We start from the raw sequence: 13,287 nt of genomic DNA on the forward strand, positions 1-13,287 counted from the left end.
TCAGCCGGCGGCGGAGCGGGGGAGGGGGTCGGCCGGCGGGTCGGCGACCGCGAAGACCACCACGTTGTCCCGGTAGTGCCGCACGCGCCGGTCGAAGTCGCCGCCGCAGGTGATCAGCCGCAGCTCGGGGCCGGGCGTCGGGCCGTACACGGTGGCGGTGGGAAAGGCGTCCTTGGGGGTACGCAGCGCGCCGGTGACCCGGAACGTCACCCGGCGGTCGCCGCGCCACACCTCGATCCGGTCGCCGGGGCGCAGCTCGCCGAGGCGGGCGAAGACGGCCGGGCCGCGCCGCGAGTCCAGGTGGCCGGCGATCACCGCCGGTCCGGGGTCGCCCGGTGCCGGCCCGCCGCCGTACCAGCCGGCCCGGGTGAAGTCGGCCGGCGGGACCAGGGTGCCGTCCCGGTCCAGGCCGAGCGCGGTGAGCGTGGAGTCGACGCCGATCCGGGCCACCCGTACCCGGGTGGGTGGCGCGGGCGCGGTGCGGAGGGCGCCGGCACCGGTGGCGCAACCGGCGGTGCAGCCGGGCCGCCACTCCCCGGAGCCGGCGGCGGGACCGTTGCCGTCCATCGGGCCGGAGCCGACGGCCGGGTCGGAGCCGGCGGCGGGGCCGGAGTCGATGGCTGAGTCGGCGGCGGAGCCGGCCGGGCCGAGTCGGGTGTCGGTGGCCAGGCCGACACCGGTGCCGGCGGCGAGGCAGAGCGCCACCCCGAGCGCGACCAGGGCACCGGCCGGCGCCGGCCGGGCCCGGTGCCGCCGGATCGCGAAGCCGGGTCTGGTCACCAGACCGGTCGCCGCCGACGCCGCACCAGCACCGTCGTGCCCACCAGCACGGCCCCCGCGGCCAGCCCGCCGGCCACCTTCGGGTACGCCCCGAGCCCGCCGACGGTCAGGCCGCCGGCCCCCGCCGGCACTCCGCCGGCCGGGGCGACCCCACCGTCGCGGGCGTCCTCGCGCAGCTCGGTGGTGAGCCCGCCCCGCTTGCCGTCGAGCACCAGCAGCGAGTAGACCCGCCCACCGGCGAGGGTCACCTCGACGTCGGTGGTCGGGCCGCTGCCGCCGCCGAGGCGCAGCCGCCAGCGGCCCGGCTCCACCTGTCGGTAGTCGGTGGTGGTGGCGAACCGGACGGCGTCGGCGATGGTCGGGCCGTCGTCGGCCGCCACGTCGACCACCGGGGCGCGTACCGAGGCCTGCACGATCCGCACCTTCGCCTGCCCGGCCGCCGGGGCGCTGAGGTCGTCGGCGAGCACCCGCAGGCCCAGGTCGGCGTACCGGCCCACCCCGGCCACCGTGTACGCCCGGCCCGCGTCGACGGCCACCTCGGTGGTGAGCACCGGCGGCTCGCTGGCCGGGGCGCCGGCCTGCCGCATCGCCACCGCGTACCGGCCGGCGGCCAGGGGCAGGTAGCGGGAGACGACGCCGTAGCCGACGGCGGGGAAGACCTGCGGCGTCCCGTCGCCGGCGGCGGAGAGGTAGACGTCCACGGCCGGGGTGTCGGGGGAGAGGTGGGCGAGCCGGACGTAACCGACGTCCCCGGCCGCGGCGACGGCCGGTGCGGCACCGCTCACGGCCACCGTCGCGCCGAGCAGGAGGGTGCCGGCGGCGGCCAGCAGCCGGCGCGGCGCGGTACGGAGCTGGGGCATCTCGCCTCCGAAGTGGTGTGTCGGTCCGGTCCCGACCTCCAGCGTCCCGTGAGCGGGACTGGATGGCAAGCCGGACACCTGCGGAACCCGCCGGTTCCGATCAGCGTGTCTCGGTCGGTGACCCCTGCGGAGTATCCGGTACCGTCCGTTCGTGATCAACGTTCGACGGGCCGTGGTGGCCGACGCCGGGGAGATCGTCCGCCTGCGTGGGGTGATGCTGGCCGACATGGACCAGATGGCTCCCGCGCCGGGCCCCTGGCAGCAGGCCGCCCGGGAGGTGCTCCACCACCGGCTCGCCGAACCGGCCGACCTGATGGCGGTCTTCGTCGTCGACGACCCCCGCCGACCGGGCGCCCTGGCGGCCTGCGCGACCGGGACCATCGAGCAGCGCCTGGGCGGTCCCGACAACCCCGGCGGGCTGATCGGGTACGTCTTCAACGTGGTCACCGAGCCGGCGTACCGTCGTCGCGGCTTTTCCCGGGCCTGTCTGGAGGCGCTGCTGGACTGGTACCGGCAGCGCGGGGTCGGCCGGGTCGACCTGCGGGCCTCGGTCCCGGGCGAACCGCTCTACCGGTCCCTGGGATTCGTGCCCACCTCGGGGCCGACGCTGCGGTTGAGCCTGCCGGTGCCGGCGGGGCGGGGCTGACGGGTGTTCGCGTCGCCGCTGACCGACGCGGCCGAGCTGCGCCCGCTCTCGCCGTGGCACGCGGAGGAGTTCCTGGCCCACCTGGATCGTGCCCGGACGCACATCGCCCCCTGGGTCGGCGCGTCCTTCGTGGCCACCGACCTGGAGTCGGCCCGCCGGGTGCTGCGCCGGTACGCCGAGAAGTGGGCGGCCGATGCCGGTGGCATCTGGGGGATCTGGGCCGGGGGCACCCTGGTCGGCGGGGTGATGTTCGTGTCCTTCGACCCGGTGTCGGGGGTGGCCGAGGCGGGCTGCTGGCTGGAGCCGGCCGCCGAGGGGCGGGGTCTGGTGACCCGGGCGGCCACCCGGATCGTGGACTGGGCGATCCGGGAGCGTGGCATCCACCGGGTCGAGTGGCGGACCAGCGTCGGCAACGTCCGCAGCGTGGCGGTGGCCCGCCGGCTCGGGATGCGGCACGAGGGCACCCTGCGCGAGGTCGTGCCGGGTCCGGCGGGTCGGGTCGACGTCGAGGTGTGGGCGGTGCTGGCCGGGCAGTGGTCGCGGACGGGCGGCCCACGGGCGTCGGCGTAGCCGCGGGCGGTCGTCTGCGGGGGTGCCGGTGCGGGGTCGCCGGACCCCTGTTCCACATCGATGTCCTTCCCAAACGCTGCATCGAGTGATATCTATCTCACACCACCACTTCCAGCCCCCAGGAGTGCGACGTGCGGAGATCCCGACTCGTGTCCCTCGCCGTGAGTCTCGCGGCATCCATCGGCGTGACCCTCGGCGTGGCGGTGCCCGCCCAGGCGGCCCCCTCCGACCGGTACGTGGCCCTCGGCGACTCGTACGCCTCCGGCGTCGGCGCCGACAGCTACACCTCCGAGAGCGGGGCCTGCCAGCGCAGCACCAACGCCTACCCGGCGCTGTACAACACCAACGTCAAGCCCGCCTCGTACAAGTCGGTGGCCTGCTCCGGGGCGACCACCACGGACGTGGTCAACAACCAGCTCTCCGCACTGACCTCGACCACCACCCTGGTCAGCGTCACCATCGGCGGCAACGACGTCGGCTTCACCTCGATCATGAGCACCTGCGTGCTCCAGGGGGAGTCCCAGTGCGTCGCGGCCGTGCAGGCCGCCGAGAACAAGGCCCGCGCGGAGCTGCCCGGCAAGCTGGCCACCGTCTACCGGGGAATCCGGTCCCGCGCGCCGTCGGCCCGGGTGGTGGTCGTCGGCTACCCGGTCTTCTACCAGCTCGGCACGGTCTGCGTGGGGCTCACCGCGACCTCCCGCGCGAAGATCAACGAGGGCATCAACCTGGTGGACGACCTCACCCGCACCGCCGCCACCTCGGCCGGCTTCACCTTCGCCGACGTCCGGTCCGTCTTCGTCGGTCACCAGCTGTGCAGCTACGGCGAGAAGTGGCTGCACGCGCTGAACTTCGTCAACCTCGGTGTCTCCTACCACCCGACGGCGGCCGGCCAGTCCGGCGGCTACTACCCGGTCTTCCGCTCCGCGGCGGGCTGACCCGCCACCAGCGGCCGGGCCGTCGGCGATCGATCCGCCGGCGGCCCGGCCGCCGGTGTCTCCGGTCGTCGGCGCTGCCACCGCATCCTCACCGGCCGGCGGGCAGGACCTTGTCGATCGCGGCGCGCAGCTCGGCCGAGTCCGGAGTGACCGTGGGCGCGAACCGGGCGGCGACCGTGCCGTCCGGGGCGACCAGGAACTTCTCGAAGTTCCACCGGACGTCCCCGGTGTGTCCGTCGGCGTCGGGGGTGTCGACCAGCGCCGCGTAGAGCGGGTGCCGGGCCGGGCCGTTGACGTCGACCTTCTCGGTCAGCGGGAAGGTGACCCCGTAGTTGACCTGGCAGAACTCGCCGATCTCGGCCGCCGTGCCGGGTTCCTGCCCGGCGAACTGGTTGCACGGCACCCCGAGCACCACCAGCCCCCGGTCGGCGTACTCGGTGGACAGCTCCTGGAGGCCGGCGTACTGCGGGGTGAGCCCGCAGCGGGAGGCCACGTTCACCACCAGCAGCGCCCGGCCCCGGTAGCCGGCCAGGTCGACGGGTCCGCCGGTCAGGGCGTCGATCTCGATGTCGAAGACGGTCATGCCGCGAGGCTACGCGCCCGCGCGCCCCACCTCGCCCGACCGGGCCGGCGAATCGACGGATACGCATCTTGACGAAGTGATGACGGTGTGAGTAGCGTCTCCCCATCGATTTGGAAAGTTTCCTAACTGTTTGAGGAGGCGCCTCATGAAGAGATCGCTCCGCCGCGCCCTCTGGGCCGGCGCCGTCATGGCGCTGACCGTGGCGGCGGTACCGGTGACCTCGGCGTTCGGCGCCGGAAGCGTCACCGCGACATTCGCCTCGGCGCAGGACTGGGGGACCGGCCACGAGGGCCGGGTCACCGTCGCCAACGGCTCCAGCGCCAGCGTCAGCACCTGGCGTATCGAGTTCGACCTGCCGTCCGGCACCACCATCAGCAGCTTCTGGGACGCCGACGTCACCAGCAGCGGCAACCACTACGTGGCGGTGAAGAAGAGCTGGGCCGGGCCGCTCGCCCCGGGGGCCAGCTTCAGCTGGGGCTACAACGGCACCGGACCGTACCGGGCGCCGCTGAACTGCACGATCAACGGCGCGTCGTGCGGCGGGGGCACCCCGCCCACCACCACGAAGCCGCCGACGACCGCCCCGCCCACCACCGCCCCGCCCACCACCGCCCCGCCGACCACGCCGCCCCCGACGACCCCGCCGCCGACCACCCCGCCGCCCAGCGGGGACAAGAAGGTCGTCGGCTACTTCGCCGAGTGGGGCGTCTACGGGCGCAACTACCACGTCAAGAACATCGCCACCAGCGGCTCGGCCGCCAAGCTCACCCACATCCTGTACGCCTTCGGCAACACCACCGGCGGCCGGTGCACGATCGGGGACAGCTACGCCGACTACGACAAGGCGTACACCGCGGCGGACAGCGTGGACGGCGTCGCCGACACCTGGGACCAGCCGCTGCGCGGCAGCTTCAACCAGCTGCGCAAGCTGAAGAAGATGTACCCGCACCTCAAGGTGATCTGGTCCTTCGGCGGCTGGACCTGGTCGGGTGGCTTCACCCAGGCCGCCCAGAACCCGGCCGCGTTCGCCGACAGCTGCTACAGCCTGGTGGAGGACCCGCGCTGGGCGGACGTCTTCGACGGCATCGACGTCGACTGGGAGTACCCCAACGCCTGCGGCCTGAGCTGCGACAGCAGCGGCCCGAACGCGTTCAAGAACGTGATCTCCGCGCTGCGGGCCAAGTTCGGCTCGTCGGCCCTGGTCACCGCGGCGATCACCGCCGACGGCAGCAACGGCGGCAAGATCGACGCCACCGACTACGCCGGTGCGGTGGGCAACCTCAACTGGCTGATGCCGATGACGTACGACTACTTCGGCGCGTTCAACGCGCAAGGGCCCACCGCCCCGCACTCGCCGCTCACCTCGTACACCGGGATTCCGCAGCAGGGCTTCAACTCCGACGCGGCGATCCAGAAACTCAAGTCCAAGGGCGTCCCGGCCAGCAAGCTGCTGCTCGGCATCGGCTTCTACGGTCGCGGCTGGACCGGGGTGACCCAGGCCGCCCCGGGCGGCACCGCCACCGGCGCGGCCCCCGGCACCTACGAGGCGGGCATCGAGGACTACAAGGTGCTCAAGAACACCTGCCCGGCCACCGGCACGATCGCCGGCACGGCGTACGCCAAGTGCGGCAGCAACTGGTGGAGCTACGACACCCCGGCCACCATCGGCGGCAAGATGACCTACGCGAAGAACCAGGGCCTCGGTGGCGCGTTCTTCTGGGAACTCTCCGGTGACACCGGCAACGGCGAGCTGATCGGCGCGATCAAGGGTGGTCTCGGCTGAGCCGAGCACCGACACCGCACCCGTCCGGCGGGGAGGGACCGGCAATCCGGTCCCTCCCCGCCGGCGTGTCCGCGTCGTCACGGGTTGCCACCCCACCGGTGCGGTGTGGCAGACTCGCCGCTCGGCAACCGGTCGACATGTCGCATCCCGGAGGACGAATGGACGCCAGACTCCGCGCCGCGGGCGTCGTACCGCTGGCCCTGTCGCTGTTCACCCTGCTCGGCTGCGGCTCGACCGGGGACGACGGGGCCGAGGGGACGCCGGAGCGGGTGCCCGCCCAGGAAGCGTCCGGCAAGGCCCGCGAGCGGGTCCAGGCGTACCTCGACGCGATGACCGCCAAGGATCCGGCCGCCGGCCGCAGCCAGCTCTGCGCGACGATGCACGCGGGTTTCGACGCCGCCGCGACCGGGCCGAACGGCGACTTCGCCGACCACTTCAAGGTGTCCCGGGCGACCATCACCGACATCCGCACCGGTGCCCAGGGGCAGGAGGTCAGCACCACCGTGACCGCTTCGGCGGGGACGCGGAAGACCACCCGGCCACTGCTGTTCACGGTCACCCGGGACGGCGCGGACTGGTGCATCGCGGGCGAGGAGCCCGGTGGACACAGCCCTGAGCCGTCGGTCACCCCCTGACCTCCCAACTGCCGGAACCGCGCCCCTCGCCGCCCGGCCGCCCGGACCGTCGCCGTACGCTTTCTCCCATGCGCCATGAGTGGCATCAGCTGAGCTACCCCGCCGTGAGCAGCCCCGGGCTGCAGACCAGCCGCCCCACCGTCGACTCCGCCGAGGACGCCGCCCTCGGCCTCGACAGGTGGCGTGAGCTGCCCCGCCAGCAGACCCCGCCGTGGTCCGACCCGGCCCAGGTCGCCGAGGTGTGCAAGGTGCTCGACACCGTGCCATCGGTGGTCGCGCCCTACGAGGTCGACCAGCTCCGGCGCAAGCTCGCCCTGGTCTGCGAGGGCAAGGCGTTCCTGCTCCAGGGCGGCGACTGCGCCGAGACCTTCGCCGACAACACCGAGAGCCACCTGCTGGCCAACGCCCGCACCCTGCTCCAGATGGCGATCGTGCTCACCTACGGCGCGTCCCTGCCGGTGGTGAAGGTGGCCCGGGTCGCCGGCCAGTACACCAAGCCCCGGTCGCTGCCGACCGACGCCCGGGGTCTGCCCGCCTACCGGGGCGACATGATCAACGCGCTGGAGGCCGACCCGGCCGCCCGGGTCGCCGACCCGCAGCGCATGATCCGGGCGTACGCGAACTCGGCCGCCGCGATGAACATGCTCCGCGCCTACCTGGCGGGTGGGCTGGCCGACCTGCACGCGGTGCACGACTGGAACAAGGGCTTCGTGAAGAACTCCCCGGCGGGGGAGCGCTACGAGGCGATCGCCCGGGAGATCGACCGGGCCATCGCGTTCATCCGGGCCTGCGGGATGACCGAGGACGACGCGCTGCGTACCGTCACCCTCTACTGCTCGCACGAGGCGCTGGCGCTGGAGTACGACCGGGCGCTGACCCGGGTCTCCGACCGCCGGGCGTACGGGCTGTCCGGGCACTTTCTCTGGGTCGGCGAGCGGACCCGGCAGCTCGACGGCGCGCACATCGACTACATCTCCCGGATCGCCAACCCGATCGGGGTGAAGCTCGGCCCGACCACCAGCCCGGACGAGGCGATCGAGCTGTGCGAGAAGCTCAACCCGGAGAACATCCCCGGCCGGCTCACCCTGATCAGCCGGATGGGCAACCACAAGGTCCGCGACGCGCTGCCGCCGATCGTCGCCAAGGTCACCGCCGCCGGGGCCAAGGTGGTGTGGCAGTGCGACCCGATGCACGGCAACACCCACGAGTCCTCCAACGGCTACAAGACCCGGCACTTCGACCGGATCGTCGACGAGGTGCTCGGCTACTTCGAGGTGCACCGGGGGCTGGAGACCCACCCCGGCGGCATCCACGTCGAGCTGACCGGTGAGGACGTCACCGAGTGCCTCGGCGGCGCGCAGGGCATCGAGGACCTCGACCTGCCCGACCGGTACGAGACCGCCTGTGACCCCCGGCTGAACACCCAGCAGTCGCTGGAGCTGGCCTTCCTGGTGGCGGAGATGCTGCGTGGCTGACCACCCGACCGGCGGCGACGCCCCGCTGGTGGACCTGCGGTCCGACACGGTGACCCGACCGACCGTCGGGATGCGGGCGGCGATGGCCGCCGCCGAGGTCGGCGACGACGTGTACGGCGAGGACCCGACGGTCAACGCGCTGGAGGCCGAGGTCGCGGCGCTCTTCGGGCACGAGGCGGCGCTGTTCGCCCCGACCGGCTCGATGGCCAACCAGATCGCCCTCCAACTGGTCGTCCCGCCCGGCGACGAGCTGCTCTGCGACGCCGACGCGCACGTGGTGACGTACGAGGTCGGCGCGGCGGCGGCGTACGGCGCGATCTCCTCGCGGACCTGGCCGGCGGTGGGCGCGGACCTCGACCCGGGCGTGGTGGAGGCGATGATCCGGCCGGACGGCTACTTCGCGGTGCCGACCCGGGCGATCGCCGTCGAGCAGACCCACAACCGGGGCGGCGGCGGGGTGATCCCGTTGCCGACCCTGCGGGAACTGCGCCGGGTCGCCGACACCGCCGGCCTCGCCCTGCACTGCGACGGCGCCCGGATCTGGCACGCGCACGTCGCCGACGGGGTGCCCCTGCAGGAGTACGGCGCGCTCTTCGACACGCTGTCGGTCTGCCTCTCCAAGGGGCTCGGCGCACCGGCCGGCTCGCTGGTGGTCGGCAGCGCCGCGCAGATCACCCGGGCCCGGGTCCTGCGCAAGCGGATGGGCGGCGGCATGCGGCAGGTCGGGGTGCTCGCCGCCGCCGGCCGGTACGCCCTGACCCACCACCTCGCCCGGCTCGCCGACGACCACGCGCGCGCGGCCCGGCTCGCCGAGGCGCTCGCCGGGTCCGGGGTGCTCGCCGGGCCGGTGCGGACCAACATCGTCCCGCTGGATCTGACCGGGCACCGGCTCGACGCCCGTGCCCTGGCGACCGCCGCCCGTGCCGAGGGGGTGCTGCTGTCGGTCCTCGGCCCCCGTACCGCCCGCCTGGTCACCCACCTCGACCTCGACGACGCCGCCATCGACCACGCCAGCAAGATCCTCCCCCACCTCCTGACCCCCTGACCCCCTGACCCCCTCCCGCTCTTCCCCTCCCGCCCACCGCCCTGCGCGCGTTGATCAAGAGGTTTGCGTCGCCCTGTCCGGGTTGATCAAGAGGTTTGCGTCAACTTCGATCTTCAAGTTGACCTGAACCTCTTGATCAACGCTGAATCTCTTGATCAACAGGGGGTCCGGGGGAAATTGCGGGGAGAGGGGGGTGGGGTTAGGGGGTTTGGAGGCGGTTGAGGGTGGCTATGTCGGTGGCGTGGCCTTCGTGTCTGTCCGAGGGGGTCTCCACGACGACGGGGATGCCGGCGGTGGCCGGGTGGGCCATCAGCTCGGCGAAGGCCGGTTCGCCGATGCCGCCCTTGCCGATGTTCTCGTGCCGGTCCCGGGTGGAGCCGCACAGGTCCTTGGAGTCGTTGGCGTGGATCAGCTTCAGCCGGTCCGCCCCGACCGTGGCGACCAGGGCGTCCAGGGTCGCCGTCATGCCACCCTCGGCGGCCAGGTCGTGCCCGGCCGCCCAGGCGTGGCAGGTGTCGAAGCAGACGCCCAGCCCCGGGTGCCGGTCCACCGCGTCCAGGTAGGGGCCGAGGTGTTCCACCCGGGAGGCCAGTGACCGGCCGCCACCGGCACTCGGCTCCACCAGCAGCAGCGGACCACCGGCGGCCGTGGTCTCGTCCAGCAGCGGCAACAGCGACTCGCGTACCTGCCGCAGGGCGGTCTCGGCGTAACCGGCGTCGACCGCGCTGCCGGCGTGGAACACCACCCCCCGGGCCCCGATCGCCCGCCCCCGACGCAGCGCGTGCGCCAGCGTCTGCGCGGACTTCTCCACCGTCGCCGGGGTGGGCGAGCCCAGGTTGACCAGCAGCGAGGCGTGGATGTAGACGGGCACCCCACGGGCGGCGCAGCCCGCGGCGAAGAGCGCGTCCTGGGCCGGGTCACCGGGCGGCAACGCCCAACCCCGCGAGTTGGAGACGTAGACCTGCACCACCCGGGAACCGGTCGCGTCCACGTACGGCAGGGCCGTCCTGGCCAGCCCGCCCGAGGTGGGGGTGTGCGAACCGACCGGCCGGAGCGGGCCCACCGGCAGCCCGCCGGGGCGACTCACAGGCAGCCCAGGGTGACCGGGGTGCCGGGCGGCACCTGGGAGTTCTCGCCCGGGTTCTGGAACCGGACGATGCCGTTGGGGTTGAACTGGACGTTCACCGTGAAGCCGGCCCCCTCCAACTGCTGCTTGGCCTGCTGGCAGGGCAGGTCGACCACCCGGGGCACGGTCACCTGCGGCGGACCCTTGCTGACGTCCAGCTTGACCTTGGTGCCCTTCTCCACGCCCGCGCCGTCGGCCGGACTCTGCCCGAGCACCTCGTCGCGCGGCTTGTCGGATTCCTTGTATGTCTCCACCGCCACCAGCCCGAGCTGGGACAGCGCGGTGCGGGCGTCGCCGAGGCTCTTGCCGACCAGATCCGGCACCGTGACGGGGGCCCGACCCCGGCTCAGGATGACGGTCACCTTGGTGCCCGGTTTCACCTCGGTGCCCACCTTGGGGTTGGTGTCCACCACCACCCCGGCCGGCAGGTTGTCGTCGTAGCGGGGGCTGCCCTTGGCCACCACCAGCTTCGCGCCGGTCAGATCGGCCTCGGCGAGGTCGAACTCCTTGCCGACGACGTCCGGCACCGGGAACCGCTCCGGCCCCAGGGAGAGGGTCAGCGTGATGGTGCCGCCCTTGAGGATCTTGGCAGCCGAGCCCGGGTCCTGGGCGACCACACCGTCGCGGGGGATCTTCTCGTCGTACCGTGGTTCGGCGAAGGAGAGCCGGAACCCGGCCCGGTCCGCCTGGGCCTGCGCGTCGGCGCGGCTGAGGTTCACCAGCTGCGGGGCGACCGTGTAGCGGCCCACCCCGACCCACCAGCCTCCCATCGCGGCGAGCAGGCCGATCACCACCACGGCCGCCGCCACCGACAACCGGCCGCGCGGGGTGCCCATCACCCGGGTACGCAGCTGCGCGAACCGGGAACCCAGGGCGGCATCCTCGACGGCCCGGCGTCGGTGCGGGCGCTGCGGGGCGACCGGCTCGGGCAGCCGGGCCCAGGTCGGCCGGTTCACCGGGCTGACCGCGGCCACCACCATCGTCGGCTGGGCCACCGCCGGCAACTCCTCGCCCACCCGGCCCAGCACGGCGGTGTGCGCGTTCGGGTTGCCCAGCTCGTCCCGGGCCACCTGCACCTCGGCCAGCAGCGCGCCCGCGTCGGCCGGGCGTGCGCCCGGATCCCGCCGGGTCGCCCGGCCGACCAGCTCGTCGAGCACCCGGGGCAGGCCGGGCACCAGGATCGACGGGGCCGGGACGTCCCGGTCGACATGCTGCCAGGCCACCTCGACCGGGCGGTCCCCGTCGTACGGAACCCGACCGGTGAGCATCTCGAACAGCACGATGCCGGCCGAGTAGACGTCGGTCCGCGGGTCGGCCTGCCCGTCGGTGACCAGCTCCGGCGCCACGTACGCGACGGTCGCCATCAGCTGGTTGCCGTCGCCCTCCTCGGCGCTGGCCTCCACCGCGCGGGCCAGGCCGAAGTCGGCGACCTTGACCACGCTGTCGACCAGGTTGGCCACCCCGCCGGTGGGCGCCTCGGCGACCAGCACGTTCTCCGGCTTGACGTCCCGGTGGACCAGCCCGGCCCGGTGTGCGGCGGCGATCGCGGCGAGCATCTGCTCCATGATCGCCAATGCCTCGTCGGGGTTGAGCCGGCGGCGTTCGGCCAGCACCTCGCGCAGGGTGCGGCCCCGGACGTACTCCATCACCAGGTAGGGAAGCCCCTGGTGGGTGCCCTGGTCGTAGACGGCGACCACGTTGGGATGGGTCAACCGGGCGATGGCCTTGGCCTCGTCGGTGAACCGACCCGGGAATCCCGCCAGTCGGGACCGCGCCTCGGTGGCCTGGGACGGGTGGATGATCTTCACCGCTACGGTGCGTTCCAGCCGCTCGTCGGTGGCGGTGTACACGGTCGCCATGCCACCACGGGCCACGCGACCGCGAATGCGGTAGCGCCCGTCGAGCAGCGAGCCCAGCAACGTGTCGGCGACCTGTATGTCCATCGGCAGGGAGTCTATGTGTCCTGAGGGTGAAGGTTGAACAGGATGCTACAGCCGGTTCCGACCCGACCGGTTCCGCGCGCTCAGCCAGGCACGACAGCACTCGCCGTCCAGCGGTACCCCACCCGCGCGACGGGACACCGCTGCTCGTGCCCGGGGGCGTCTGCTCGTGCCCGGAGCATCGTCGCGGGTGCGCTGCGGGTGTCGCGGCGTGTGCGCTGCGGGGGTGACATGCGTGTGCGGTCCGGTCGGGGCTCGGGTGCGTGTGCGGTCGGGGTCTCGCGGGTGCGGCCGGGTGGTGTGGGGCGTGCGACGCGGGGTGCCGTTGCGGCTGCGGCCGGGGGACGTGGCAGGGTGGTCCGGTGACCGATTCCGTACCCGCCGACCAGTCCGTCGGCAGTGAACTCGCCGGCCCCGGCGACCCGGCCGACTGGCTGACCCTCCCCGACGTCGCCGAGCGGCTCGACCTGTCGATCAGCAAGGTCCACCAGATGATCCGGGACCGCGAGCTGATCGCGGTGCGCCGGGACGGCGTCCGCCGGATCCCCGCCGACCTGGTGGCCAACAAGACGGTGCTCAAGCACCTGCCCGGTGTGCTCAACCTGCTCGCCGACGCCGGGTACGACGACGAGGCCGCGCTGCGCTGGCTCTACCAGCACGACGACACCCTCTCCGGTGGCAATGGCGCGGTCACCCTCGGTGGCGACCATGCCCGCGAGGTGAAGCGTCGCGCCCAGGCCCTCGGCTTCTGACCCCTCCCACCCCTTCCCGCCTCCTCTCCCACCCCTTCCCGCCTCCCGCCTCCCCTCGCCCCTCCCGGCCCGGAGCCGGCTCCCTGAAGTCACGACACCGCAGCACGATCAAGAGGTTCAGGTCACCTGCCGGCTCATCTCGTGACCTGAACCTCTT

General features: G+C 73.3%; 13 protein-coding genes. 8 read left to right on the forward strand and 5 right to left on the reverse strand.

The genetic code is table 11. The annotated features are described in order from the left end of the window. A complete protein-coding gene (locus GA0070623_RS26635; protein WP_231932561.1) occupies positions 1–780 on the reverse strand; it encodes a class F sortase in 780 nt (259 codons plus the stop codon). Further along, complete coding sequence (locus GA0070623_RS26640; RefSeq protein WP_084261538.1) at positions 777–1,640, reverse strand: DUF4397 domain-containing protein; 864 nt, start codon at positions 1,638–1,640, stop codon at positions 777–779. The genes GA0070623_RS26635 and GA0070623_RS26640 overlap by 4 nt, the downstream gene beginning before the upstream one ends. Before the next feature lie 151 nt (positions 1,641–1,791). On the opposite strand from GA0070623_RS26640, the gene GA0070623_RS26645 reads away from it, so the two are divergent. The 3 genes from GA0070623_RS26645 (at position 1,792) to GA0070623_RS26655 (ending at position 3,791) form a co-directional block, all read left to right on the forward strand. After that, positions 1,792–2,286 carry a GNAT family N-acetyltransferase gene (locus GA0070623_RS26645; RefSeq protein WP_067313566.1) on the forward strand — a complete coding sequence of 165 codons (495 nt, stop codon included), beginning with the start codon at positions 1,792–1,794 and terminating at the stop codon, positions 2,284–2,286. A gap of 3 nt (positions 2,287–2,289) precedes the next feature. Continuing rightward, positions 2,290–2,856: a GNAT family N-acetyltransferase gene (locus GA0070623_RS26650; protein WP_067313568.1), complete on the forward strand. Its 567-nt coding sequence runs from the start codon at positions 2,290–2,292 to the stop codon at positions 2,854–2,856. Positions 2,857–3,017: 161 nt separating this feature from the next. Next, positions 3,018–3,791 carry an SGNH/GDSL hydrolase family protein gene (locus GA0070623_RS26655; RefSeq protein WP_231932562.1) on the forward strand — a complete coding sequence of 258 codons (774 nt, stop codon included), beginning with the start codon at positions 3,018–3,020 and terminating at the stop codon, positions 3,789–3,791. An 88-nt stretch (positions 3,792–3,879) separates the two neighbouring features. On the opposite strand, the gene GA0070623_RS26660 is transcribed toward GA0070623_RS26655, so the two are convergent. After that, positions 3,880–4,374 (reverse strand): glutathione peroxidase, encoded by a 495-nt coding sequence (locus tag GA0070623_RS26660; RefSeq protein ID WP_067313572.1) that lies wholly within the window; start codon positions 4,372–4,374, stop codon positions 3,880–3,882. Positions 4,375–4,519: 145 nt separating this feature from the next. Between GA0070623_RS26660 and GA0070623_RS26665 the strand changes: the two genes are divergently transcribed. The 4 genes from GA0070623_RS26665 (at position 4,520) to GA0070623_RS26680 (ending at position 9,312) form a co-directional block, all read left to right on the forward strand. After that, complete coding sequence (locus GA0070623_RS26665; protein ID WP_067313575.1) at positions 4,520–6,157, forward strand: glycosyl hydrolase family 18 protein; 1,638 nt, start codon at positions 4,520–4,522, stop codon at positions 6,155–6,157. Positions 6,158–6,315: 158 nt separating this feature from the next. Next, entirely contained in the window at positions 6,316–6,792 is a 477-nt protein-coding gene (locus tag GA0070623_RS26670) for a hypothetical protein (RefSeq protein WP_067313577.1), read from the forward strand. A gap of 68 nt (positions 6,793–6,860) precedes the next feature. Beyond that, positions 6,861–8,267, forward strand: coding sequence for a class II 3-deoxy-7-phosphoheptulonate synthase (locus GA0070623_RS26675; protein ID WP_089004191.1), 1,407 nt, complete (start codon positions 6,861–6,863; stop codon positions 8,265–8,267). Between the two features lie 70 nt (positions 8,268–8,337). Beyond that, positions 8,338–9,312 carry a threonine aldolase family protein gene (locus GA0070623_RS26680; protein ID WP_231932870.1) on the forward strand — a complete coding sequence of 325 codons (975 nt, stop codon included), beginning with the start codon at positions 8,338–8,340 and terminating at the stop codon, positions 9,310–9,312. A gap of 199 nt (positions 9,313–9,511) precedes the next feature. Here the strand turns inward: GA0070623_RS26680 and GA0070623_RS26685 are convergent, their stop codons facing one another. Then, positions 9,512–10,375 (reverse strand): deoxyribonuclease IV, encoded by an 864-nt coding sequence (locus GA0070623_RS26685; RefSeq protein ID WP_067301943.1) that lies wholly within the window; start codon positions 10,373–10,375, stop codon positions 9,512–9,514. 20 nt (positions 10,376–10,395) lie between these two features. Continuing rightward, positions 10,396–12,381 (reverse strand): Stk1 family PASTA domain-containing Ser/Thr kinase, encoded by a 1,986-nt coding sequence (gene pknB, locus GA0070623_RS26690; RefSeq protein WP_067301903.1) that lies wholly within the window; start codon positions 12,379–12,381, stop codon positions 10,396–10,398. Between the two features lie 359 nt (positions 12,382–12,740). Between pknB and GA0070623_RS26695 the strand changes: the two genes are divergently transcribed. Next, positions 12,741–13,130 (forward strand): Rv2175c family DNA-binding protein, encoded by a 390-nt coding sequence (locus tag GA0070623_RS26695; RefSeq protein ID WP_067301901.1) that lies wholly within the window; start codon positions 12,741–12,743, stop codon positions 13,128–13,130. Positions 13,131–13,287 lie beyond the last annotated feature (157 nt).

The organism is Micromonospora rifamycinica (assembly GCF_900090265.1).
Taxonomy (GTDB): domain Bacteria; phylum Actinomycetota; class Actinomycetes; order Mycobacteriales; family Micromonosporaceae; genus Micromonospora; species Micromonospora rifamycinica.

What these genes read in the sequence shown, in the direction of transcription:
- GA0070623_RS26640 (WP_084261538.1), bottom strand. Translation starts at nt 1,640, where the DNA reads ATGCCCCAGCTCCGTACCGCGCCGCGCCGGCTGCTGGCCGCCGCCGGC.
- GA0070623_RS26660 (WP_067313572.1), bottom strand. Translation starts at nt 4,374, where the DNA reads ATGACCGTCTTCGACATCGAGATCGACGCCCTGACCGGCGGACCCGTC.
- GA0070623_RS26665 (WP_067313575.1), top strand. Translation starts at nt 4,520, where the DNA reads ATGAAGAGATCGCTCCGCCGCGCCCTCTGGGCCGGCGCCGTCATGGCG.
- GA0070623_RS26670 (WP_067313577.1), top strand. Translation starts at nt 6,316, where the DNA reads ATGGACGCCAGACTCCGCGCCGCGGGCGTCGTACCGCTGGCCCTGTCG.
- GA0070623_RS26675 (WP_089004191.1), top strand. Translation starts at nt 6,861, where the DNA reads ATGCGCCATGAGTGGCATCAGCTGAGCTACCCCGCCGTGAGCAGCCCC.
- GA0070623_RS26680 (WP_231932870.1), top strand. Translation starts at nt 8,338, where the DNA reads ATGCGGGCGGCGATGGCCGCCGCCGAGGTCGGCGACGACGTGTACGGC.
- pknB (WP_067301903.1), bottom strand. Translation starts at nt 12,381, where the DNA reads ATGGACATACAGGTCGCCGACACGTTGCTGGGCTCGCTGCTCGACGGG.